The sequence below is a fragment of the Mariniphaga sediminis genome (assembly GCF_003573545.1).
GTDB lineage: Bacteria > Bacteroidota > Bacteroidia > Bacteroidales > Prolixibacteraceae > Mariniphaga > Mariniphaga sediminis.
This window is the reverse complement of sequence record NZ_QWET01000010.1, coordinates 102,820-128,617: the sequence shown is the minus strand read 5'-3', so window position 1 is coordinate 128,617 and position 25,798 is coordinate 102,820. Positions and strand designations below refer to the sequence as shown.

General features: G+C 44.5%; 14 protein-coding genes. All 14 read left to right on the top strand.

Going from position 1 to position 25,798, the window contains the following annotated elements; translation table 11 throughout:
* Positions 1-15 precede the first annotated feature (15 nt).
* The 14 genes from D1164_RS14360 (at position 16) to D1164_RS14295 (ending at position 25,729) form a co-directional block, all read left to right on the top strand.
* Positions 16-2,355 (top strand): GH92 family glycosyl hydrolase, encoded by a 2,340-nt coding sequence (locus D1164_RS14360; protein ID WP_119350695.1) that lies wholly within the window; start codon positions 16-18, stop codon positions 2,353-2,355.
* 38 nt (positions 2,356-2,393) lie between these two features.
* Positions 2,394-4,304 carry a PfkB family carbohydrate kinase gene (locus D1164_RS14355; RefSeq protein ID WP_119350694.1) on the top strand — a complete coding sequence of 637 codons (1,911 nt, stop codon included), beginning with the start codon at positions 2,394-2,396 and terminating at the stop codon, positions 4,302-4,304.
* Complete coding sequence (locus D1164_RS14350) at positions 4,304-5,407, top strand: hypothetical protein (RefSeq protein ID WP_119350693.1); 1,104 nt, start codon at positions 4,304-4,306, stop codon at positions 5,405-5,407. The genes D1164_RS14355 and D1164_RS14350 overlap by 1 nt, the downstream gene beginning before the upstream one ends.
* A 29-nt stretch (positions 5,408-5,436) precedes the next feature.
* The gene (locus D1164_RS14345) at positions 5,437-6,918 is read left to right on the top strand and encodes a Gfo/Idh/MocA family oxidoreductase (protein WP_119350692.1); all 1,482 of its coding nucleotides are present in this window, start codon (positions 5,437-5,439) and stop codon (positions 6,916-6,918) included.
* A gap of 24 nt (positions 6,919-6,942) precedes the next feature.
* Complete coding sequence (locus tag D1164_RS14340) at positions 6,943-7,539, top strand: 3-keto-disaccharide hydrolase (RefSeq protein ID WP_119350691.1); 597 nt, start codon at positions 6,943-6,945, stop codon at positions 7,537-7,539.
* Positions 7,540-7,699: 160 nt separating this feature from the next.
* On the top strand, positions 7,700-8,965 hold the full coding sequence (locus D1164_RS14335) for an AGE family epimerase/isomerase (RefSeq protein ID WP_119350690.1): 1,266 nt from the start codon (positions 7,700-7,702) through the stop codon (positions 8,963-8,965).
* Between the two features lie 16 nt (positions 8,966-8,981).
* Entirely contained in the window at positions 8,982-10,592 is a 1,611-nt protein-coding gene (locus tag D1164_RS14330) for an SLC5 family protein (protein WP_119350689.1), read from the top strand.
* Between the two features lie 173 nt (positions 10,593-10,765).
* The gene (locus D1164_RS14325) at positions 10,766-11,770 is read left to right on the top strand and encodes a metallophosphoesterase family protein (RefSeq protein WP_119350688.1); all 1,005 of its coding nucleotides are present in this window, start codon (positions 10,766-10,768) and stop codon (positions 11,768-11,770) included.
* Between the two features lie 724 nt (positions 11,771-12,494).
* The gene (locus D1164_RS14320) at positions 12,495-15,794 is read left to right on the top strand and encodes a SusC/RagA family TonB-linked outer membrane protein (RefSeq protein WP_119350687.1); all 3,300 of its coding nucleotides are present in this window, start codon (positions 12,495-12,497) and stop codon (positions 15,792-15,794) included.
* 17 nt (positions 15,795-15,811) lie between these two features.
* A complete protein-coding gene (locus D1164_RS14315) occupies positions 15,812-17,482 on the top strand; it encodes a SusD/RagB family nutrient-binding outer membrane lipoprotein (RefSeq protein WP_119350686.1) in 1,671 nt (556 codons plus the stop codon).
* An 87-nt stretch (positions 17,483-17,569) separates the two neighbouring features.
* On the top strand, positions 17,570-19,099 hold the full coding sequence (locus D1164_RS14310; RefSeq protein WP_119350685.1) for a calcineurin-like phosphoesterase C-terminal domain-containing protein: 1,530 nt from the start codon (positions 17,570-17,572) through the stop codon (positions 19,097-19,099).
* A gap of 23 nt (positions 19,100-19,122) precedes the next feature.
* Positions 19,123-21,345: a hypothetical protein gene (locus D1164_RS14305; RefSeq protein ID WP_119350684.1), complete on the top strand. Its 2,223-nt coding sequence runs from the start codon at positions 19,123-19,125 to the stop codon at positions 21,343-21,345.
* Between the two features lie 304 nt (positions 21,346-21,649).
* On the top strand, positions 21,650-23,419 hold the full coding sequence (locus D1164_RS14300; RefSeq protein ID WP_119350738.1) for a purple acid phosphatase family protein: 1,770 nt from the start codon (positions 21,650-21,652) through the stop codon (positions 23,417-23,419).
* Positions 23,420-23,425: 6 nt separating this feature from the next.
* Positions 23,426-25,729 carry a ligand-binding sensor domain-containing protein gene (locus tag D1164_RS14295; RefSeq protein ID WP_206611019.1) on the top strand — a complete coding sequence of 768 codons (2,304 nt, stop codon included), beginning with the start codon at positions 23,426-23,428 and terminating at the stop codon, positions 25,727-25,729.
* Positions 25,730-25,798: the final 69 nt, after the last annotated feature.

Sequence of the window (25,798 nt, the reverse complement as noted above, 5' to 3'; positions counted from 1 at the left end):
AATAAAATTAAGAATATGTATCAAAAGTTTAAAGGAATAATTCTGGTGGCCATTATAGTTTTGGGCGGCCCGGCCTGTAAGACTCAAAAAGAGGCAGAAATTATTCATTATAATGATTTTGTTGACCCTTTTATTGGAACCGATTTTCACGGGCATACTTTCCCGGGAGCGGCGCTTCCGGGAGGAATGGTGCAATTGAGCCCTGATGCGGGTGTGGAAGGCTGGGACTGGTGTTCCGGATATCATTACAGCGACAACTCATTGATGGGGTTCAGTCATTTGCATCGTAGCGGAATGGGTGCCGGCGACTGGGGCGATGTTCTGTTGATGCCCACTACCGGCGAACTGAAAGTGGTACCGGGAAGCAAAGAAAATCCGGATGAGGGGTACCGTTCGAGATTTTCCCATGAGGAAGAAACAGCATCGCCTGGTTATTATTCCGTGCAGTTGAAAGACTATTCGGTTAAGGCTGAACTTACCGTATCGGAAAGGGCCGGCTTTCATCGCTATACATTTCCCAAGTCTGAGGCTGCGCACATTGTTATTGACGCAGGTCACGGCATCCGGAACAGCTATCGAGTAGGCAGCGAAGTGAAAATTGTTAGCGACACCGAAATTGTGGGGCACCGTGCTTCACATGGTTTTGTAAAACATAAAAAAGTGTATTTCTGTGCAAAATTCAGTAAGCCATTTCAAGCTTACGGAACCTGGAGCGGAGACAACATTAAGCCGGGTTCCAAAGAGGATTCGGGTGTTTATACCGGCGCCTACATTGATTATACTACTGCTGAAAATGAAACCATCGGAGTAAAAGTGGGGATTTCGTATACAAGCATTGAACAGGCAAGACTGAACGTGGAAACGGAGATTCCGGACTGGAATTTTGATACAGTGAAAGAAAATGCAGCAGGGAAATGGAACCAGGCTTTGAGCAAAATCGAAGTTCAGACTCCGACAGAAGATTCCCCGGCGTTACAACAGCAAAAATTAACCACTTTCTACACCGCACTTTACCATGCCTTACTCTTCCCTGCCACCTATAGCGATGTGGATGGAAAGTATGTGGGGCTGGACGGACAGATCCATATAGCCAACGATTTTACGTACCTCAGCGATTTCTCTTTATGGGATACTCACCGCGCTGAAATGCCACTGCTCACACTGGTTGAACCACAGCGAAACCTGGATGCCGTGCGCACCATGATGGCACAGTACGAGCAGGGGGGATGGCTTCCTACTCCCCAGCAGTTTGGGAACAGCTATACAAACGATATGATTGGCGATCATCCGGTCGCTGCCATTGTAGATGCTTACAAAAAAGGTATTGACGGGTTTGATGCCGAAAAAGCCTTCGAGGCGGTAAAAAAGAATGCCATGGAAATTCCTCCGGCAGATCACCGTTCCAAGGGCAGGGTTGGTCTGGAGTATTACCAGAAGTACGGGTACATTCCTTACAATAAACTGAGGGAGTCGGTTTCCCGGACGCTGGAATATGCTTACAACGACTGGTGTTTGGCTCAGTTTGCTCAGGCGCTCGGAAAAACGGAGGATTATGAATATTTCCTGAAACGATCCACTTCCTACAAAAATATAATCGATACCTCCACTGGCTTTGCCCGCCCCAAAGATGACAAGGGGAATTGGCTGGAGCCTTTTAATCCCACTTTTGTTGGGCATGGCGATGAGCGGCATTACACCGAGGCAAACGCATGGCAGTATACCTGGTTTGTTCCGCACGATGTAGAGGGATTAATTGAAATGGAAGGCGGAAAGGATAAGTTTTTAATGAAACTGGATTCGCTCTTTACCATTAGTTCGGAAGTACAGGAAACAACTTCTGACGTAACCGGGATGATTGGACAGTATGCCCATGGAAATGAGCCCAGTCACCACACTTTGTATTTGTATAATTATGCAGGTGTTCCCTGGAAAACACAAGAGCTGGCTCGAAAAGTAATGGACGAACTTTATCACGATGGTCCGGACGGTTTGTGTGGGAATGAAGACATGGGGCAAATGTCGGCCTGGTACGTGTTGAGTGCCATGGGATTTTATCCGGTAGCGCCGGGGCAAAATGTATATACGGTTGGAAGCCCGACGTTCAGCAAAGTCACAGTGCATTTGGACAGGGCTTATTATAATGCAGATCAATTTATTATCGAAACGGTAAATAATTCAAATAAGAACAAATACATTCAATCTGCAACCCTGAACGGGAAGCCGCTGGAAAAAACGTGGTATCGTCATGAGGATATTAAAAATGGAGGGACTCTGGTTTTTCAGATGGGGCCTGAGCCAAATAAAAATTGGGGAATTAAACAGGAAGATGCACCTCCTTCAATGACAGAGAACTAAGAAAAGGATTTTGGAATAATGATGATTTTATAACGAACATGAATAAAGAACAGTTACAAAAAGTATTACATGATATTAGTGCGGTAAAGATTGCGGTTGTTGGTGATTTTTGCCTGGATGCTTATTGGTTTATCGATGAATCGAAAAGTGAAATTTCTATTGAAACCGGGCAGGCGACAATGCCTGTTAAGCAGCAACGCTATTCATTGGGTGGTGCCGGAAATGTTACCAGTAACCTGGCGGCCATGGGAATAAAAGATGTGCGTGCATTTGGGGTAATTGGCCCGGATCCCTTTGGAAATGAGATGGTAAAAGTAATGCACGAAAACGGTATCGATACGCGCAATCTGGTAGTTCAGGAAGAGAGCTGGTCTACGCACGTTTATACCAAGCCCTACATTGCAGATGCGGAACAAAACCGGATTGATTTTGGGAACTTCAATGCCCTCTCAAATGAAACTGCCGACCAGCTCATCGGGCTTTTGAAAAATGAAGTGCCACAGGTAGATGTTATAATTATCAACCAGCAGGTTTTATCTGGTATCCACACCGAATATTTCAGAAAGAAACTGGTGGAGGTAATTCAATATTTCCCGGAAAAGATTTTTATTACCGACAGCAGGAATTACAACGGCTTTTACACCGGTTCCTACCGGAAAATGAATGACAGTGAGGCAGCGAATTTAATTGGGCTTGAAAAAGATGCAAATGATGTGGTGCTTTATTCCGAAGTGAAAGAAGCAGCAGATTTGTTGTATGAGAGATACGGTAAGCCGCTTTTCATTACCCGCGGAGAACGGGGCTCGGTGATTGTAGATGAGAACGGCGTAACCGATATTCACGGGCTGATGATTATTTCAAAGGTTGACCCGGTAGGCGCCGGCGACAGTTATCTGGCTGGTGCAGCAGCCACGCTGGCCGCGGGGTACAATATGCAAACAGCGGCGCAAATCGGTTCGTATGTTGCCGGGGTGACGGTACAAAAACTATTTCAAACCGGTACCGCTTCCCCTGATGAAATTCTCCAAATTGGATCCGATCCGGACTTTGTTTACAGCCCGGAGCTGGCGGAAGACATCCGCCACGCCCGTTACTGGCAGGGGACCGAAATTGAAATCATCAAAGAATGGCAAAAACCGCTGAATATCAGTCATGCCATTTTTGACCACGACGGAACCATTTCCACTTTGCGTGAGGGCTGGGAACACATTATGCAACCCATGATGATAAAAGCCATCCTGGGGGAACATTTTCAGGATGCTGACGAAGCATTGTACCATAAAGTCCAGACAAGGGTCATTGATTTTATTGACAAAACCACAGGGATCCAAACGCTTGTCCAAATGAAAGGACTGGTCGATCTGGTCAAAGAATTTGGTCAGGTTCCGGCGGATCAGGTTCTGGATGAATTTGGTTATAAACAGATTTATAATGACGAATTGCTTAAAATGGTGCGGGAGCGCGAGGCAAAGATTGCCAACAGCGAACTGGCATTGGAAGATTTTACCCTGAAGAATGCAGTAAAGTTGCTGGAAACATTGTACGAAGCAGGGGTTACCTTGTACCTGGCCAGCGGTACCGATGAAGAAGATGTAAAAAACGAGGCACGCATTCTGGGCTACGACCACTTGTTTAAAGGAGGAATTTACGGCGCTGTGGGGGATGTAACCAAGGAGGCTAAAAAGATGGTTCTCGACAGGATTCTTAATACTATCGGAGAGTCGGAAACCGGGCAGCTGGCTACATTTGGCGACGGCCCGGTGGAAATTCGTGAAACCCGTAAACGGGGTGGCGCCACCATTGGAATTGCCAGCAACGAAGAGAAACGGCATAGTCTGAACGAGGCCAAGCGTTCACGCCTGATCAAAGCCGGAGCTGACATCGTTATCCCTGATTTTTCGCAGTTGCCTAAATTGCTGCAGTTGTTAAACATTCAAGATAAAAAATAATGCCTTACCCAAAACTTGACCGGAATAGTCTGGATATCAAACGGCTTGCCGACCGGAAAAACAAGGTTTATATTGAACGCGATCACATTTCCGTGAATCAGCTTCCACGGGATTTAACTGCTGGTGGCATGTCACTTATCGACCAAACCGTTTCGCGTATCAAAAAAGCGCGTGAACTGGGCCGTTCGGTCATGCTTACATTTGGTGCGCATACTATAAAAAACGGCATGGCACCCACGCTCGTCGCGCTGGTGAAAGAGGGCTGGGTAACGCACCTGGCTACCAACGGGGCCGGAATTATCCACGACTGGGAGTTTGCTTTCCAGGGAAAATCGAGTGAGGATGTACGTGAGAATGTGGAACGCGGGCAGTTTGGAATTTGGGACCGAACCGGGTTTTACATCAATCTGTCCCTTGTTGTGGGTGCTTACGAAGGCCTTGGCTACGGAGAGTCGGTGGGAAAAATGGTTCACCGGGAGGGGCTCGACATTCCTGAAACTTCATTTTTATATGAATTTGCCCGGAACAATATGGGATCTGATCCCGGAAGAGCTGCCGCTGCCATTGATTTGGCCGGTGTAATTAAGCACTTCAACCTTTCTTCCGGGTTTATGGATATTCCACATCCGTATAAAAACTATTCGGTTCAGGGGAATGCGTACGCATTGCAGGTTCCTTTCACCGGGCATCCCATGTTCGGGCACGATATTATTTACAATCATCCGATGAACCACGGGGCCTCTATTGGGCGCACCGCAGAAAGCGACTTTCTGTATTTCGCCCAAAGTGTGAGTAACCTGGACGATGGTGTTTACATGTCAGTTGGGTCAGCCGTAATGTCGCCCATGATTTTTGAAAAGTCGCTGTCTATGGCGCAAAACCTGGAAATCCAGCGTAGCGGTCATATTGATAACCATTACATTTTGGTTGTTGATTTGGCTGAATCCGACTGGGATTGGGATAAAGATGGCGAACCGCCCATGGATAACCCGGCTTACTACCTGCGCTACTGTAAAACGTTTCATCGGATGGGCGGAGAAATGCACTACCTTACAGCAGACAACCGTGATTTTCTGCTGGCGCTGTATCAGAAACTTAAATAGAATGTCTCTTATCAATAAAATGTAATCAAATGGGAAATTTTAGTACAATTAAAAGAAGAGATTTTATTGGAACCACAGCAACTGCTGCTGCTGGTTTAACCATTGTGCCGAGCCATGTGGTGGCCGGTTTGGGACACAAAGCACCAAGTGACAAATTAAATATTGCGGGAGTAGGTATTGGTGGAATGGGATTCTCCAACCTCCGGAGAATGGAAAGTGAGAATATTGTGGCGTTGTGTGATGTGGACTGGGACCACAGCAAACGTTGTTTCGAACATTTTCCCAAAGCCAGAAAGTTTTGGGACTGGCGGAAGATGTACGACGAAATGGGCAAATCGATCGATGCGGTGTTGGTTGCTACAGCCGATCATACGCATGCCATTATTGCCGCACACGCCATGACATTGAACAAGCATGTGTATGTGCAAAAACCACTTACACATTCGGTTTATGAATCCAGGCTGTTGACAAAGCTGGCAGAAAAGTACAAAGTTGCCACCTCCATGGGGAACCAGGGCGCCTCAGGCGAAGGGGTTCGCCAAATCCAGGAATGGCTTTGGAACAATGAGGTTGGAGAAGTCACCAAAGTGGAAGCTTTTACCGATCGCCCTCTGTGGCCGCAGGGGTTGGCCGCTCCTAAAACAGGAATGTGGCCGCCCGAAACCATGAACTGGGATTTGTTTCTCGGCCCGGCAAAGTTTCGTCCGTACCACCGGATGTATACACCCTGGACATTCAGGGGCTGGTGGGATTTTGGAACCGGTGCCCTTGGCGATATGGCATGCCATATCCTTCATCCCGTATTTATGGGACTGAAACTGGGGTATCCCACCAAGGTGCAGGGAGTTTCAACGTTGCTTATGACCGACTCTCCTCCGGACAGTGAAATGGTTCAGCTGGTATTTCCGGCACGTCCCAAAGAAAAAGGGATTAAAGTCAATTTTCCCGAAGTTCAGGTAAACTGGATGGATGGAGGTATGAGGCCCCTGAAACCTTCTGACTGGCCGGAAGGACGTGACATGAACGTATCAGGCGGAGGCGTGATATTCCACGGAACAAAAGATAAACTGATTTGTGGTTGTTACGGTGAAAAACCCTGGCTGTTGTCCGGGCGCGATCCTAAAGTGCCACAATCAATCCCGCGCATTACAACCAGTCACGAACAAGATTGGATCAGGGCCTGTAAGGAAAGCCCGGAAAACCGTACGGAAACGGCATCTCCTTTTTCAGAAGCCGGCCCGTTTAACGAAATGGTGGTGATGGGAGTTTTAGCAGTTCGTTTGCAGGATTTGAATAAAGAGTTGCACTGGGATGGATTAAATATGGAGTTTACCAATATTCGGGACAACGAAGAGTTTAAATTTTGTATTGACGACGGAATGGAGATAATTGAAGGGCATCCAAGGTTTAACAAAGTTTGGAGCGACCCCATCAATGCCAAATCATTTTCGCGGGAGCTGATAAAACACACCTATCGAAATGGGTGGTCACTTCCTGATATGCCTCAATAGTTTTAATCAAGGAAAATTTTGAATATGAAAAAATCAGTATTGTTATCTTTTATTATCCTGTTGCTTTTAAACACAAACCAGACAATTGCCAAACCAAAGTGGAATTCGTTGTTCAACGGAAAAGATTTAACCGGATGGTTTGTGCGGGGAGATGCTGAATGGTATGTGCAGGATGGCATTTTAACCGGAGAAGGGGGAATGGGGCATATTTATACCGATGTGTCTGCCTCTGATTTTGAGTTTAAAGGAATGTTCCGCATTACCGGTGAGAAAACAAACAGTGGATTTTATTTCAGGGCAAACCCTCCTGCTGATAATCCGGATGGATTTCCCCGGGGGTATGAAGCCCAGATTTGTAACAACCAGGAGGCACATACCGGCTGGATGTGGAAACCCGGAAAACCAACAGGGAAGGCCACTGAGTTGTTGACCCGCGACGGAGAATGGTTTTCATACCGGATTAAAGTTGTCGGTTCAGAAATCAAATTTTGGGTGAACGGGAAATTGGTTATGACTTACGAAGACAATGATTATAAATCTGGGCATTTTGCTATTCAGGGGCACAACCCGGGGATGAAAATTGAAGCCAAAGATTTGGTTTATCGCAATTTAAAGAAATAAAGTAATGAGACTCCTGTAGCAGAGGGGTTTCGCAGTTTCATGCAAAGACGCAAAGGGGTAGAGTGTAATATTATTTACTATTTTACGAACCTGCGTCTTTGTGTGAAATAATTTTTTAGAGGCATATTCTGAATATTTTCAACTAAAACGAATAACACCAATGGATATAAAAGAACTCGTTCAACTGAAGCAAGAAGCAGAAAACCATTTGATAAATGAACTTTTGCCATTTTGGATTATGCGAATGACTGATGAAAAGAATGGTGGTTACCTCACTCATTTCGATGAGAAGGGAAACGATACAGGAGAAGATGAAAAGTCGCTGATTGCACAAACACGCTGCCTTTACACCCTCTCGTCGGCACACAGGGCTGGCTACGGAAACGGGGAGCTTGCGGAAATAGCCCGCCACGGTGTGGATTTTTTGCTCAACAAAATGTGGGACAATCAACACGGCGGTTTTTTCTGGATGCTCGATAGGAAAGGTAATGTAAAAAACAACCAGAAAATTATTTACGGACACAGTTTTGCCATTTACTCTTTGAGCGAATACACACTCGCCACCGGTGATAAACGAGGCGTTGAATATGCCGAAAAGGTTTTTGATTTGTTGCAGAAGTATGGCGCAGATACCATGTATGGCGGTTACTGGGAAATGTTTCAACGCGACTGGACACTTTGTGGCCCGGGCAGCCAGGGAGGCGATCGCAAAACACTGGATGTACACATGCACCTGATGGAAGCATTTACCACGCTTTACGAATGTACGGGGAAAGAGGTGCACCGCCGGAAATTACTGGAGGTGATTGACCTTTTACTGAATCGTATTATCCATCCGGAATATAAAACCGGGGTTCCGCAGTTTTATAAAGACTGGTCGGTTGCGCCTCAAATCAAATTTGATATTATCTGGGGATGGGACCGTTTCTCGGAAGAAGGACAAAAAGGAAATGCCACAGACAACACCTGCTATGGACATAATGCCGAGTTTGCCTGGTTGTTAAACCATGCGCTGGAAATCCTTCAGGATGATGTGGAAAATTATAAGGGTTTGTTCCGGATTATCTACGATCATACTATCGATAATGGAGTTGATTATGAATTCGGAGGTGTTTTTGTGGAAGGGCCGCACTCTGGCGGAGTTTACGACCGCGAAAAAGAGTTCTGGCAACAGGCTGAGGTTTTAATCGGCCTGCTTGATGCGGTGATTTTATTAGGCAACGAAAAGTATTGGGAGGCTTACAAAAATGTGCACCGGTTTGTATTCGACAAGGTCGTGAACAAAGGGGTGGGTGAATGGTACCCGCTGCTCTCGCGCCGCGGTGAGCCCATCTGGACACACATGGGCCATTCCTGGAAAATTAATTACCACACCGTCAGGGCTATGGTTCAAAGCATTAAACGGATGGAGAAACTGAGTAAATAAGTAAAAACGAAACCAAATGAGCATCTCGCTAAACTTACTGGACTGGGTGATAGGTCTTTTTGTGCTGATAGGCAGCCTTTCCGTAGGGTTGTACATGGCATATCGCAGAAGGGCCGGGAAAAACAGTTCGAATTTTTTTCTGGGCGGAAGAAAAATAACCTGGCCTGTAATCGGCGCATCCCTGTTTGCTACCAATATTGGCGCCGAACATCTTGTCGGGCTTTCCGGTGATTCCTACCGTTATGGTCTTTCTGCCGGTTCTGTGGAACTGACTACAGCCATTACATTGGGGTTTGCCTGTGCTGTATTGCTTCCTTACTACATCAAAAACAAGATTTTTACCATCCCCGAATTTTTGGAGATTCGTTATAATCGCAATGCCCGGCTGTTCTTTTCCGGCCTGATGCTGGTAATTAGTATTATGACCAAACTGGCGTTTACATTGTTTGCCGGCGCTTTGGTAATGAACAGTCTTCTGGGCTGGAGTGTAATGACTACCGTTTTTTATACCGGATTGATTGTAGCGGTTTTTACCATTATTGGTGGATTTACGGCGGTCGCTTATACGGATACCATTCAGGCTGTTATAATGATTGTCGGTTGCTCCATTATGCTTTTTATAGGTCTTGACAAGGTGGGGGGCTGGAGTGGCTTAATGGAAAAAGTACCGGAGGCGATGGTAATTGCCAAACCGCTGGAAGACCCGGTTTACCCGTTTTGGGGAATCATTGCCACGGCTTTTTACGCCGGTATTTTTTATTGGGGAATCGACCAGGTGAACGTGCAGCGCGTTTTGGCTGCCCCGAATTTGAAACAGGCTCGTTGGGGTGCCATGTTTGCCGTTTTTCTGAAGCTGTTTCCCGTATTTATTTTTGCATTGCCCGGGGTTATTGCATTTGCCCTTTTCCCGGGTTTGGATGGAGAAGAGTCGCAGCAAACATTTATTGTATTGCTCAACCAGTTATTGCCATCGGGCATTCGCGGATTGGTGCTGGCCTCACTGGTAGCTGCATTAATTACTTCTCTTATTGCAGTTTTAAACTCCGTATCCACCCTGGTAGTGCGCGATTTTGTGGTGGAATTCCGGCCCAAAACTTCTGAAAAAAATCAGGTGCTTATCGGTCGAATTGTAATTTTTATTGTGGTATTGTTTGGAATTGGGGCAGCCTGGCTCGTATACAAAAATGAAGAAGGGTTGTACAAATACCTGCAAACCATTACAGCCTACCTGGTTATCCCGGTGTTTCCGGCAATATTTTTTGGGATTATAAGCAAAAAAGTAACATTGAAAGGAGCTGCTGTTTCGGTTATTGCAGGTGTAATTCTGGCAACCATTTTTGTGGTCGATCAATTTCTGGGGCCCGAAACCGGTGCAAAAATATTCCCGGTACTGCACCACAAATACACACTGAATTTTGGATTACGTGGACTGTGGGCTGAAATGCTGATTACCGGAATTTTATTCCTTGTTTCAGCTTTTACCAGAAAAACAGCGCCTGAAAAGCTGGAAAAAACAACTATAAATTATTCGGTTGCCATAGAAAAATTTTCCGGTTTAACCGACTGGCGATTACACCTGGCCGTGCTTTCAGTTATTACGGTACTTCTGTATGTTTGGTTGAGTTGAAGGAGTATATATTTTTGTTATTAACCATATAAACCAAGTTCATGTAAGGCATATAATGATGAAACTTATACCAACTAAATAATAATTATTCCCGGGAATTATCGGGATATTCGAAATCCCTGCCTGATATCAGGCAGGGACTTTTGGCAATAAAAAATTTAAAATTTATACAGATGAAACGGATTGTATATTATTTACTTATTCTGGTTTTTCCGGTCGCATCATTTATGGGATGTAACACCACAAGAACTAATGAAGAAGCAGGTGAAAGACTGTCTTTGAGTTTTAATGAAAACCGGACTTTTAAAATTGCCCAGTTTACCGACATTCATTGGAAAAATGACAAAGTGGAAGAATGTGCCGGTACGACTTCCATAATCCGCCAGGTACTTGAAGCAGAAAAGCCTGATTTGGCCGTGCTTACCGGTGACATTGTGACCGGGCATCCTGAGGCAGGCTGGAAAGCTGTGACGTCAATTTTTGTGGAATCAGGGATGAAGTTCGCCGTTGTGTTAGGCAATCACGATGATGAAGCGGAATGGTCGCGTCATCAGATTTTTGATTTCCTTGAAACGGTACCCGGTTTTGTGGGGGAAAAGGGACCTGCAAATGTTACCGGTGTGGGGAATTACATCATTGAATTAAAACGGCCGGATACAGGATATACGAGTGCGTTACTTTACTTTTTCGATTCGAATGCGTATTGTGAAGATAAAGACATAAGCAATTATGGCTGGGTAGAGTTTGACCAGATAGCCTGGTACCGGGAGCAAAGCAAGCACTACACATCGCAGAATGGTGATGCTGCTTATCCGGGGCTTGCCTTTTTTCATATTCCTTTGCCTGAATATGGAATAGTGGCTAAAGATTCTGCCCGGTTTGGAGAATTTCACGAAGATGTTTGTTCTCCAAAAATAAACACCGGGCTTTTGGCAGCCTTTGTTGAGATGAAAGATGTAATGGGGACTTTTGTAGGCCACGATCATGTGAATAACTACATTGGTATGCACAAGGGGGTCGCTCTGGCTTACGGGCAAAGTACGGGAGGTTACGGAGACCTGCCCAAAGGATCCCGCATTATTGAGCTATTTGAAGGGGAGCATCGTTTCGATACATGGGTGAGAACGGCTGAAGGAACAGATTTATATTACAGCTACCCGGCGCAAACAACGGAATAGAGCGAGATAATCCCCAGACGCAGTTTTTAGTCTTTCGCATTTTTGGGCAGCTGAATCTCAAATTCTGCTCACCATGTTGCCGGTGGACAAGTCGGTCCATCTTCTGCATTTTATAGGCAAGTGACAGGGCTTGTTCTGTTAGATAAGTTCTGCACAATCTTATAACCCTGTGGGTAACTTTTTACTGCAATTGGTTTTGCAGGCACTGTCTTTTTGTGACATCTTTTCGGCTTTTCCAAACTCAAATAACTTTCAAATACCTCATTCAAATACCCAATTTTTACGTCCATGCTTTTAGAATTGACCAGAATAAGTGGCTAATTTTCTTTAATAATTCAAAACCCGAATAAAATCCCTTTATAACTGCTGCTTATTTTTTGCTTGTTGTGAACTTTTGTTCTTTTTGGGATTTGTGTTGTTCTTATTATCTCAGTGGTTCAGTGATTTATGTTCTGTTTTTTTTAGATGAATAGAATAATTTGTCACGGTAGATTCATTAGTATTTGGAAAATATTTAAATCAGACTGGAAAGTCCTTATTAAAGGATATTAACCTTATATTAATAAAATTTTAACTGGTAATATAGGTGAAAGTTAATTATTATGTTATTCGGGTTAAAATTCTATGTGAATTGAATAATATATTGTTGGTTTAACGGTTTAGCATTCCGGATATTTGTAATGTGAGATAATATCATAACAATTTAAATTTTAATCTACATCTTATGAAAAACAAAAATCTCAAAACTTTTTTCTCAGGATTGTTCGTCCTTTTTACGTTCTATTCATTTGCCCAGGTGCAGGTGAGAGGAACGGTAAAGGACAACACGGGCGAACTACTGCCCGGTGTATCTATTCAGATTAAGGGAACAACACAGGGAGTGGTTACTGATATGGACGGTAACTACTCAATTAATGTTCCCGATGATCAGTCTGTCCTGGTTTTTTCATTTCTTGGAATGGAAACGCAGGAAATAAATGTTGATGGAAAAACTATGCTTGATGTAGAAATGGTTTCTTCTTCAATAGGAGTAGACGAAGTGGTTGTTACCGCCCTTGGTATTTCGAGGGAAAGAAAATCGCTTGGTTATTCTGTTGGTGAAGTGAGCGGGGAAGAGTTGGCATCGGTATCTCAGGACAATGTAATGAACTCTCTTGCAGGTAAAGTTCCAGGGGTACAAATTAACCAAACCGGGGCAGCAGGTTCATCTGTAAGCGTTGTAATCAGGGGGGCTACCTCATTGACAACGGATAACCAGCCCTTGTTTGTAATTGATGGAGTTCCTATGAGTAACACGTTGAATAATGTTTCTGAAATGGGAAATGGTAACCAGGTTGACTATGGAAACGCAATCTCAGATCTTAATGCTAACGATATTGAGGAAATGACGGTACTCAAGGGACCAAGCGCAGCCGCTCTTTATGGTACCAGGGCTGGTAACGGAGTCATCTTGATAACCACAAAATCTGGTAAAAAATCAAAAGAGCTGGGGGTACAGTTTTCATCCAATACATTGTTTGAAGTACCTACAAAGTTATTGGATTTTCATTACAAATATGCAAATGGTGAGCGTAACCATGTTTTAACGGAAGGTTCGGCTTACTGGGCTGGACCTGAATTAGATGCGGGAATAATATCGGAGCAGTGGGGATTGGATGAACCAGCCGAACTAAAATCTTACCCCAATAACATGAAAGATTTTATGCAGACCGGTATTACTTCAACAAATAATATTGCCTTAACAGGAGGTAATGATAAAGGGAGCTTTAGGATCTCCTATAATAATATGACTATGAGGGGAATGATTCCCAATAATGATCGGTTTAACAATAGTTTGAAAACGAGTATCAATTATAATTTAGTTGAGAATTTAACATTTTCTTCTAATGTGAACATTGCCAGGACTTATTCGAATGATATTCCAAGTACCGGAGACAGGAATAACAACCCTTTGCAGGCGGTTTATTCCGTTTCTCATATTCCTGTTGAACGGATGAAAGAGTATTGGTTGCCCGGACAGGAAGGCATACAGCAAAATGAGCTTCCCGATTCTGACAATCCCTATTTTATTGCATACGCTATGTCAAATGCTTTTTCAAGAGACAGGATTTATGGAAATGCTGCATTGACTTATACTTTTTTTAAGGATTTTTCTGTTACAGCCAGGTATTCGTTAGATCGTTTTAATGAAAAAAGGGAAACAAAAGTTCCGTTTAGCGCATTGCGAATGGCAAAAGGGAATTATTCCCTACAAAATCTGACTTTTCAGGAGTACAATGCTGACATTCTTGCCAGTTACACAAAAAAAGTTGCCGATTGGGATGTGAGTGTTTCAGCAGGTGGAAATATAATGAACCGGAAGAGTGCTGACTCATTTGTAGGGTCAGGCGGTGACAGGAGAAACGGACTGGTCATTCCCGGATTATACACTGTAGGGAATATACCATTGTCAAATATCCAGGTTAGTAGCAGTACCGCAGAAAAAGCGATTTATAGTTTGTATGGCCTGGCATCAATCGGATTTAAAAATACCTTATACCTTGATATAACAGGGCGTAACGATTGGTCAAGTACCTTGCCCGAAGTAAACCGTTCCTATTTTTATCCGTCAGCATCGATAAGCTGGCTGGCAAATAATACATTTAATCTGCCGGAAGCAGTCAGCCTATTGAAAATCAGAGGTGGCTGGGCAAAAGTAGGTAATGATACAAATCCTTATCGTCTCGAACCTTCTTTGTCCACGGGAACATGGAATTCTTTAACTACCGAATCTGTTTCAAGTACTTTGTTGAATGAAAACTTGAAGCCGGAAGAAGCAACTTCTATCGAAGGAGGTATTGATTTCAATCTGTACAATAACAGGTTAAGGTTCAGTGGTACATATTATACAATGGATAATGTGAATCAAATATTTTCTGTTCCTCTGCCAAGATCATCAGGTTATAGTAGCCAGCTGGTCAATGCCGGATTAATTAGAAGCCAGGGCTGGGAATTGTCAATTGGCGGAACACCGATATCCAATCCGGGAGGTGTAACCTGGGACATCAACCTGAATTTCTCAAATAACAGTACAACTGTTGAGGAGCTCATCGATAATCTTGAATTCATCCAAATTTGGAGTGAAAATGCAGGAGCTTATTCATTTATTGGAGATAAAATCGGAGATATATATAGTTATGGTATAGCCCAGGTGGAAGATCCAAATTCTGAATATTATAAGTGGCCAATTATTGATGGTACAGAATGGATTCGCCTGAGAAATACGGAAGACTGGGAAAAAGTAGGAAACTTCAATCCCGATTTTATACTTGGCATACAGAGCGGCCTGACAGTTGGCAGATGGGGAATAAGTGCCAGTATTGACTGGAGGCAAGGGGGTGAATTTGTATCTTATACTTACCGTTACGGCGAATCAGACTGGAAATCACAACGCCAGCTGGATAACCTGATTCCAGGTGGCATGTATTCTGAACAAGAATTGATTGCCTTGCTTAAGTCTGATCCTGAAAAATATATTATCCCCCGCAGAGGAAATTATCCGCGTGTGGGAGGTCACACACAGGGCACCGGTGGTATGTTGCTGGAAGACGGGCATTACGACGGAGCTTTTATTCCCGGTGTGGTGCAGGTTGCAGGACAGGATACTCCGGATGATTTCAGTGACGATAAATATGTAGAACATCTTGGTGGAGACGGAACGGCGATTATTCCCATTACCGATACTTATCCCTGGAGTTATAATAAGAATATCACATTCGATGCTTCTTTTGTAAAATTACGTGAATTATCAGTTTCATACAGGCTTCCTGATATCAGGGGAGTTAAAAATGCAACCATTGCAGTGTATACGCGTAACTTAATGTTATGGACTGCTGCTGATATTGGAATTGACCCGGAACGTGCTTTCCAGGCAAATGGGGGAACCCAGGGAAATACGGTAAGCCAGTTTAAACAGGGGTTTGAAAGACAAAATGTAATGCCGTGGTCTGCTTCATGTGGTATTAAATTGAATTTTAACTTCTAATCTAAATTTTTGAGAAAATGAAAAATATGAAATATAAAGCAGGGCTTTTAGTTTTGGTTTTTGTTCTTGGAGTGTTTTCATCATGTAAAGACTTAACAGACCTTAATAAAAACCCCAATGCAATAAATGCAGAAGATGGCAATGTAAATCTTTTAATGCCGTCTGTGTTAGGACCGGCTGCAAGAAATTATTTGAGTTTGGGACTTGAAAATATGGCTGGTGCCGTACAGTTTATTCAGCGATCCGGATGGGCCGGAGGAACAAATTATTTTGAATGGGATAATGTAGACTGGGGTGGTTATTACGACCTTTTACGAACCAATGCTTTGCTCATCGAGAATGCAAATAGAGATGGATTTGCATTTCACGAAGGAGTTGGATTAACAATGCGGGCATTCCTGTTTGGGCAGATTGCGGATTATTGGGGAGATGCACCTTATTCCATGTCGTTACAGGGAAATACCGGAGATATAAAATATCTCTACCCGGAGTATGACACCCAGGAAGCAATATACAATGGTGTAATTGCAGATCTCAAAGCCGCAGCGGCATTATTTGCTACAGGCGATGAGACTTTTGTCGATGGGAATGCTGATTTGTATTTTGGCGGTAATTCCGAGGCATGGGAAAAATTCGCCAATTCATTACTTATCAGGTATTATGTTCGTATATCGGAAAAAAACTCAGATGCAAAGTCAGCCGTTGAAGCTATTGTGGCGGGCGGAATGTATATTCAATCCTCTTCGGAAGATGCTACCATGGATTATACCGGAGGCTCTAACGACACATGGCCTTTGGTTTATGACAGCGAAACAAGTTCTACCCGTAATCTGGCCTGTTCTACTATTATAGATCAGATGAATTCAACCAACGATCCGCGCAAAAGCGTATGGTTCGCCCCTGTTGCAGTAAGATGGGTACAGGATACCAACATAGAAGGAGCTGCTTCAGATATGCTGGCCGATGGCGTTCCCACTTCAATCCTGCCGGATTGGATCGATTATCAGGGCGCTGATGCTGAGTTTACACGATTATATAATCCAAACGATGTGGAACGTAACGATAATGAATTTGTTGGTGTTCCTCCAGGCCTGTTGCAAACCGATATCCATTCATATAACGGATGTGAAAACGGCGCGCAGGGGAGGCACAATTATCATGTTTCCATGTTAACCCGGGAATTTATGGATGGAAACCCACAGCCCGGAGATTTATTACAGGCAAGATTGGTTTCGGCAGCTGAAATGCATTTTACCCTTTCTGAGATGGCTTTGAAAGGATGGAGTGTGGGAGACGCAGAGACTCATTATAATGCAGGGGTTATGGCATCCCTCGAAACATGGGGTGTCGAAGATCAGTACGATGCTTTTATTGCTGAAGTGGCGTTTGACGGAACGGAAGAACAGGTTTTGACCCAAAAATGGGTGGCCAGTTTCTGTAATGCAACGGAAGCATGGAATGATTATAGACGGACAGGATATCCGCAGTTCACCCTGTTGGATGATGTGGCCAGGGCACCCTATCCTGCCTTGAGGTTCGGTTATGGCGGCGATGAGCTGAATAACAATACCAGTAATGTAAACGCTGCAATCGAAGGGCTTCAAACCACAGAATATTCCGGAGCCATCGGTAAAAACAGTGTGTATTCGAGAACCTGGCTGCACCAGGGAACCGATGTACCATATTAATTCTATTTTCAAATCAATTATAAATAAGAGAGGGGCAGGGGATAAAATCCCTGTTCCTCTTTACATCGCCGACACTTTTTAACAGTTATGCGCCCGTTGAATTTTTTATTGTTTTTAATCTGTTTCCTTTTTACCGGATTGCTATCAGCAGGAAATCTGGTGAAAGGAACCGTTTTTCTCGATAAAAATGAAAACGGCTTTTTAGATGCCGGCGAACCCGGAATTGAAAATATTTGTGTGTCAAATGGAAAAGAGGTTGTACAAACCAATGCACATGGGAAATGGGAACTTCCGGTTAGAAAAAATGAAGCCTTTTTTATTATAAAACCGTCCAACTTTACCGTACCCCTTAATTCACACAGTATTCCCAAGCACTTTTTTTTACCGGAAGACAAAGATCTGAATGCACCGGTTAATTTCCCGTTATCCGGGTCGTCCGAAGAGGATACATTTTCTGTACTGTTTTTTGGCGACACCCAGGCACGCGGGCTGCGCGAGGTGAATTTTATTTTGCACGATGTGGTGGAAGAATGTATGAAAACCGGTGCTCTTTTGGGCGTTTCTCTGGGAGATATTGTAGCCGACGATCCTGCATTGTTTGCCGAAGTGAGCCAGGGAATCGGACAGATTGGTATTCCGTGGTACAATATTTTTGGAAATCACGATCACGACCGGGATGAAAGCTGCAATGAAAACAAAGACAAAACATTCCGGAAATTTTTCGGACCCTCTACGTATGCTTTCGAATACGGACAGGTGGCTTTTATAGGCCTGAACAACATTTTTTTCAACCCGGATGGCAAATACCAAGCGCACCTTACCGAAACGCACCTTGAGTTTGTAGAGAACTACCTCTCTTTTGTTCCCGAAAACAAACTTGTTGTGTTGATGATGCATGTGCCGTTGGTGCGTACAGAAAACCGTGAAAAACTTTTCGAAATCCTGCAGGACAGAAAATATACATTTTCCATTTCAGGCCACGTACACGAGCAAATCAACGTTTTTGTGGATGAAGAAATGGGATGGAAAGGAGACGCGCCACATCATCACCTGATCAATGCAACAGTATGTGGCAGTTGGTGGTGCGGGTTAACCGATGAAACCGGCATTCCTCATGCCACCATGAACGACGGGGCTCCCAACGGGTACTCCATCATCACATTCGATGGTAATAAGTACAGCATACGATTTAAAGCCGCCCGACGGCCAGCCGACTACCAGATGAATATTTACCTGCCGGATGAGCTAACGCCAAATGAATTGGATACCACCAAAGTGCTCGTAAACGTTTTTGCGGGCTCCTCCCGTTCCCAGGTGAAAATGTGCTTGGGGAAAGACGGCCCTTGGACCTCTATGAAACAGGTAAAAACTATCGACCCGGAATGTTTACGAATGCATCGGCTTAGTCCGGTTTTAGACACCGGAATAAAAGGGCAGGCACTCGAAGATATTTTCGGTTACAAAATGGATTACCCCAGCCTTTCTACCCACATGTGGGAGGCTCCTGTTCCCGGGAACCTGAAAGAAGGAACACACGTAATAACCGTAAAAACAACGGATATATTTAACCAAACCTGGACCGCACACCGGATTTTCCGGGTACGACCTGCTAAATGAAAATCAAAATTCAATAAATAACCATGAAGAAATATTCTTTTATCGCTTTAATTATTCTGACAATTATCCTGGCTCTGGATATGAATATAATGGCCGGGGATAAAGGGAAGCCGGTACATTACGATGCTCCCTTTTTACAAGATTATAGTATCAAATATTATTTTGAACAGCCGGGGATCTCATTAAAAAAAGTGGCTGCCGATCGCAATGGTAAAATCCAGGTGCTGTCATCAGAAGGGCTGCTTCACCCTCACGACGGTGCTTTTCTTTACCCAGGGACGCTGGAAAAGGACGGAACATACCGGCCAATGGCAGATAAAAACTTGAAGGATCTGGCTTCTTATCAGCAACAGTTGGTTTACCTCGATGAGGAAGCCGTGTTGAGTAATGCCTGGGCCGGGAAGCCGTTTTTGAAGCACCAAATGCCTGGTGCAAATCTTTTTGCCGGTGCCGAAGATTTTACTTTTATGGTGGTTGAAGGCCGCGATTTAAAACTGCTAAAAGGTACGGATCAGTTATGGAAAGGGAAAACCACGGATCAGGTGTTGGATCTGAAATACGTTTCTTCCACCGGAAAATTCTGGATTTTAACCCCGGGGACGTTACAAACTTTTTCTCCCCAAAAAATGGAACTGGAAACCGTTTTTAAGGGGATGGGATTTACTGCTTTCGATGTGGTAGCTTTTGGCACCAAAACCATTATCGGTACGGCAAACGGGTATATTGAAGTGAACAACCTTTCTAAAACACAAGCCGGTAGTATAAACAGTAACCTGCCGGTTTCCGAAATTCTGAAAATAAAAGAAGTAGGGGAGAATGTGTGGTTTGGCTCTCCGGAAGGGGCTTTTATGCTACGTGACGATGGCAAATTCAATTATTATTTTGGTGAACGATGGCTACCTGGAAACCGGGTGATTGACATGGCCGAAGGCCCGGACAATTCGGTTTTGATTTTGACCGACAAAGGGCTGGCCCAAATTTGTATGAAAGAAATAACCTTGCATAAAAAAGCCATGTATTTTGAAAAGCAGGTACGGCTTCGCCACATTCGTAACGGGTTTAATGCTACGTTGAACGGAATGAAAAATGGAGATCTTTCTACCGGACATCTTTCCGATTCGGATAACGACGGTCTCTGGACCTCCATGTACCTCGGGAGTCAAGTATTCCGGTATGCCGTTACTCATTCGGAGGAAGCCCTGCAAAATTGTATCGAATCACTGGATGCCATGGAGCGCCTTTACACCATAAATCCGGTGCCCGGCTTTCCGTCGCGTTCGTTTGAGCGCAGTGGCTACATAAATATTCTTTCAGACCCCGAACGCTGGCAACACTCCCCCGATCCGGAGTGGGACTGGAAAGCAACTACCAGTAGCGACGAGGCCATTGGGCACGTGTTTGTATTTGGCGCGATTGCCGAACTGGTTGATGTCGAACCTGTCCGGGCTAAAGCAGTCAGGTTGCTTGACGGATTGATGCAGCATATTGTTGACAACGATTTTTACCTGGTGGATTACGATGGAAAACCAACGACCTGGGGAAGATGGAATCCCGAATATGTGAACGGATTTCCCACTTCGGTGGGCGACCGTAAGCTGAACAGCTCAAATATTGTGGCAATGCTGCAAACGGCTTACCATTTTACAAAGAAGGAGATTTACAAAGAAAAGGCTTTCGAACTAATGCATGATTACGGATACCTCGAAAACCTGATGCGTCCCATGGAAGAAATTGGCAAAGCGCCCGAAAATTCCGGTGATTGGGCCCAAATGCTCTCCTCTGCCTGGAATCATTCCGACGATGAAATGTATTTTCTCGGTTACTGGGGGCTGGATCGTTATGCTTTTAACGACACCCTGAAAACGATGTTCCGCGAAAGTATCATGGACCATTGGGAATTGGAACGCCCGGAAAAAGATGGGCTGTGGAATTTATTCACCGCCATGGTGAGTAATGAATTTGATCTGGAAGAAGCTGTGTGGTACTTGCAGGAGTATCCGATGGATCTTATCTCCTGGACCATGAAAAACAGTCACCGGAAAGATATTCGGCTTGTTACGGATAATTTTCGTAAACAAACCACCGAAGAGGTGCTGCCGCCGGATGAATTGCCGGTTAGAAGGCACAATGCAAACCGTTTTGGATTGGATGGTGGAAACAATGGACATTCGGAGAGCAGTGCCGGAGATATTTGGTTATTGCCTTACTGGCTGGGGCGTTACCTCGGAGTGATTGAATGCCCTTAGTTGATAAATATAAAGAATGAAAGATTTTATTGATCGTATAATTTGATTCGTTAACTTGAAATGGCGCACCAGGATACATTCAGTGTCAGGTGCGCTTATTTTTTATTATTCGTTTTGAATAGAAGTGACTTTGGTAGAATACATTAAAACAGGATAAACACCGATTGTCATTTGAATGAAGCCTTACCATACGTTTCTTTTTTGTGAGGCGATTCAATGTATATCGGCATGATACCAAAACTTTTAGAGCCTAATGGTACACCAAACGGGTATAAGTTGTAATTTGATTTCAAAAATGCAAAATATGAACAGAAAGGTTTTTCGGATAGTTTTTTCAGCTGTTGTTGCCCTGGCCTCAATGGCCTGTTCGCAGGCTGAACCCGATAAGTCCGTTAAAGAAGTAATGGACAAGGTAATTACACATCTTTACGCCACGAAGAGCGAGAGCGAACTGGAAGGAATAGACCAGCAAAAGGCGATGTCGCTTTTTAGTGATGCGGATCTTGAAGTACTTTCTACCCGGCATTGGGTTTTTGATGTGAATGTACCGGTAGTGGTTTCCATTGTGCGCAGTACAAGCCAGAAAATTATGCCCTTTTGGCTCGAATCCAGTGGTTTTGAAAAAACGGGGTTACACATGCGCAATGAGTACCATACCTATGAGGTTTGGCAAAAAGAATTTAATAAAGGAACGGTAGAATTGGGCATCAACGGGTTCGAAAATTTTGCCTACCACTATTTTGTTTCGGTGGCGCCACAGAATAAAAAAGAGGAGTTGAAATTGTCGGATTTTACTCCTGAAAATCAGTATGTAGGCGTTCTGGATGACGGGGCTTTCACTTACCACGACTGGACAGAACTGGTTTTAATGGACGTTCCGGAGGAGATGAAGGGGCAAAAATTACTGACGTCCATTCGTGGAAGAGGGAAAGAATCGCACATTATTGGTGCTTTCCGTAAAACAGCCTGGCCGTCGTCATCTGAGCCCGACCAGGTGTTGCTTACCTGGAGTTCCGATCCTTCCACAAGCATTGATATTCAGTGGCGTACCGACACAACGGTTCAATCGGGGTTGGTCAAATACCGTGTGAAGGGAGCCGAAACAGGAAAAACACAGCAGGCAGAAAAATATGTGATGGAGGATCGCGAACTGATGAATGACCGGTTTATTCACCGGTTTACTGCCCGGATACGGAATTTGCAGCCCGGAACAGACTATGAATATTTGATTGCTCCCGAAAATGACTGGAAAAAAGCCTTTACATTTTCTACGCCGGCAAACGATGATTCCTTTTCTTTTATTTGGTTTGGCGATGTACACCATAAAAAAGAGTTTGGCGATTTACATAAAAAGGCCGGGACTGCTCACCCCGAAGTTGCCTTTTACACGATTGCCGGTGATTTGGTGGGCGACGGATTATACCGCGACCAATGGGACGATCTTTTTGAATTTTCCAAAGAAGTGAATTGTCGCAAGCCATTGATGAACGTTCCGGGAAATCATGACAACCGGCTGGGGCTGGGGGCAAAAATGTACCGTGATATGTTCAGCTATCCCACCAATGGGCCGGAAGGGGTTCCCAAAGAACAAACCTATTCTTTTACCTACAAAAATGTATTGTTTTTTATGCTCGATGCTACGTCTTCGGTTGAGGCGCAAACCGCCTGGGTTGAAGAACAACTGGCCAATACAAAGGCAACCTGGAAAATAGCAGTATTTCATTTTCCCCCTTATAACTGGGAAGAACCTTACCTGGATATTCAGGAAGAATGGATTCCGCTGTTCGACAAGTACCACGTAAATATGGTTTTTAGCGGGCATATTCATTACTATATGCGCTCAAAACCTATGAAAGCTGGGGAAGTGACGGATTCATACAAAGAGGGTACGGCGTATATTATTTCGCTTGGAATTCCCGGACGAAACCAGGATCCTGCCGAAGAACCTTATGCGGCTGTAAGAAATATGGATTGCTGGCTCTATCAGCATATTCAGATTGAAAAAAACAAATTGACGTATCAGTCGGTCAATTTTGATGGTGAAGTCATTGATTCATTTGAAATTCAAAAATAATTACCAATGAAAACAATTGTTACAGGTCTGATTTTTTTTGTGCTTCTGAACGCTGTTTGGGCACAGGATTTATTTAACCCTCCTCACCGGTTGTGGAAACCGCAGGAGGATGTTGTTTACCTTCAGGAGGTTTCGGAAAAAATATTTACCCCCTCTGTTGTAACATCCGTGGCTGTTTACGAAGGTGTTTGTTATGCCTTGCTCAACCAGGAAGTTTTTCTTCTGAACGGGAATACATTTGAAAAAGCAGATACTGCTCCCGGCAGGGCCAAAATGTTGAAAACGGCAGGTGGTAAGTTGTGGGTAACCACTGAAGAAGGTTTGTTTATGTTTGATGGGGAAGAATGGAAAAAGATGGACCACCGGAAGTTTGTGGATATTTGCATGCACCGGGAGACGGTTCATGCAGCTACCGGCAACGAGATTTTTCGGTTGGAGGAAGGAACGTTTGTTAGCCTGAAACCTGAAACCGGATACCGTACTAGTAACGTAACCATGGTAATGGAAGATGGTACACAGCTTCTGGCCGATCCGGTGGAACTTGGACCTATCCAAAGAATCGCCTCTTACAGCGGTACGCTTTATATTCTCCGTTTGGGAGAACTTGTTTGTTTCGACGGGCAGGTGGTAAACGGCGATTTTACCGACTGGGGCTCCCTTCCTTCCAGAGACACCCGCGATATGCTTGGGGCCGGAAGCAGGCTGTTCATTGCAACCAATCGCGGAATGGCTGTTTTACGGGGGGCATCTGTTTACGAAATGAAAGGCAGTGACGGGCTGCCCGTGGAAAATACAACTTGCCTGGAACAGGGATTTGACGGCGACCTTTGGATTGGAACGGAGAGAGGTGCGGTACGGATGGTGAATGATGAATGGCACTATTTCGGAGCTGACCTGTGGCTGCCGGATAATAAAGTAAATGATATTGCCGTGGCCGACAGCATTGTTTATATTGCCACTGATGGCGGTGTGGGGACTATTAAATACGAACCTTACACCCTGCTTAAAAAGGCCGGATATTACGAACGCCATCTGGAAGAATGGGGACACAAACGACTCGGGTTTATTCATTTGCTGTATCAAAAAAATGGGGAATGGGTGCGCGAGGTCAGTGATAATGACGGCGGCCACACGGCTCCCTATCTGGCGGCAATGTGCTTCAAATACGCAGTAACAGGCGAAGAGTCGGCCAGACGGGAAGCCATAGAATCATTCAACGCAATTTTGTGGCTGGAAAAGATTGTCCCAATCGACGGCTTTTTTGCCCGGGCAATCTGGTCAACTACCGGCGACAAGGATGAAATGGGCCGGCACGGCTCGGGCGGGTTACCTGCCAAGTGGTATCCTACACCGGACGGCAAGTGGTTTTGGAAAGGCGATACATCCAGCGACGAGGTGATTGCCATGTTTTATTCCGTCTCTGTTTTTCACGATTTGGTTGCCCGTGGAAAAGAAAAGGAAGAGGCGAAAGAGTTGTTGAGGAGAGTAGCCAACTATATTATAGACTGTGGTTGGGTACTGAAAGATATGGATGGGGAAACAACCCGCTGGGGGCGCTGGAACCCGGAATACCTGCTCCGGCCTTACGGGTATGTCGACCGGGGCATTAACGGCCTCGAAGCGCTCACCTTTATGGAGACGGCAATAGCACTTACAGGCGATCCGAAATTTGAAGATGGATTGCAGCAACTGCTTGAGTGGGATTATCACACCAATACCATTCGCCAGAAGAATGTATTTCCGCCGGAAAATATTGCCACCTGGGACGATGAACATGCTTTCAGAAGTTATTATACCTTGCTGCGCTATGTGAAAAATCCGGCACTGCGGTCAGTTTACCTGCGCAGCCTCGAACGTACCTGGGAAGTGAAACGAATGGAACAGATTCCATGGTTCAACTACGTATACGGAGCCATTACCGGAAACGACTGCGAGGCAGACAAAGCGGTAAAACACTTGCGTGAATGGGTGCTTGATTGTAAAGAACACAATTACCGGAATTCTCACCGAAACGACCTTTTTGTAGAACCGGGTTATACATCTTATGAAAGGGGAAGAAAAAGAATTTCACCGCGTGAGATGTGCGTAAAAAGGGGTAGCCGGAGCGCCATTGCTTTAGATGGTGGAGCAAACGGAAGCCGTGTAATGGAACCGGCTGGCTTTCTCCGGGATTACTGGATGGGACGGTACCATGGGTTCATTGACGCCCCTGAAACCAACGATCCTGATTTAATTTCAGTTGAAAAAAATAGGGGAAAGCAACTGGGGGCTGCCCCGTATAACGGACCTCAAAAACCTGAATTTTATTAGTTTTACCCACCGGTAATTTTTATTGCATTGAAATATGACTGATTTGAAATCAATTTAAAATAAGTGGAA

Coding starts and splice junctions, on each gene's coding strand:
- D1164_RS14360 (WP_119350695.1), top strand. CDS start 16: ATGTATCAAAAGTTTAAAGGAATAATTCTGGTGGCCATTATAGTTTTG.
- D1164_RS14355 (WP_119350694.1), top strand. CDS start 2,394: ATGAATAAAGAACAGTTACAAAAAGTATTACATGATATTAGTGCGGTA.
- D1164_RS14350 (WP_119350693.1), top strand. CDS start 4,304: ATGCCTTACCCAAAACTTGACCGGAATAGTCTGGATATCAAACGGCTT.
- D1164_RS14345 (WP_119350692.1), top strand. CDS start 5,437: ATGGGAAATTTTAGTACAATTAAAAGAAGAGATTTTATTGGAACCACA.
- D1164_RS14340 (WP_119350691.1), top strand. CDS start 6,943: ATGAAAAAATCAGTATTGTTATCTTTTATTATCCTGTTGCTTTTAAAC.
- D1164_RS14335 (WP_119350690.1), top strand. CDS start 7,700: ATGGATATAAAAGAACTCGTTCAACTGAAGCAAGAAGCAGAAAACCAT.
- D1164_RS14330 (WP_119350689.1), top strand. CDS start 8,982: ATGAGCATCTCGCTAAACTTACTGGACTGGGTGATAGGTCTTTTTGTG.
- D1164_RS14325 (WP_119350688.1), top strand. CDS start 10,766: ATGAAACGGATTGTATATTATTTACTTATTCTGGTTTTTCCGGTCGCA.
- D1164_RS14320 (WP_119350687.1), top strand. CDS start 12,495: ATGAAAAACAAAAATCTCAAAACTTTTTTCTCAGGATTGTTCGTCCTT.
- D1164_RS14315 (WP_119350686.1), top strand. CDS start 15,812: ATGAAAAATATGAAATATAAAGCAGGGCTTTTAGTTTTGGTTTTTGTT.
- D1164_RS14310 (WP_119350685.1), top strand. CDS start 17,570: ATGCGCCCGTTGAATTTTTTATTGTTTTTAATCTGTTTCCTTTTTACC.
- D1164_RS14305 (WP_119350684.1), top strand. CDS start 19,123: ATGAAGAAATATTCTTTTATCGCTTTAATTATTCTGACAATTATCCTG.
- D1164_RS14300 (WP_119350738.1), top strand. CDS start 21,650: ATGAACAGAAAGGTTTTTCGGATAGTTTTTTCAGCTGTTGTTGCCCTG.
- D1164_RS14295 (WP_206611019.1), top strand. CDS start 23,426: ATGAAAACAATTGTTACAGGTCTGATTTTTTTTGTGCTTCTGAACGCT.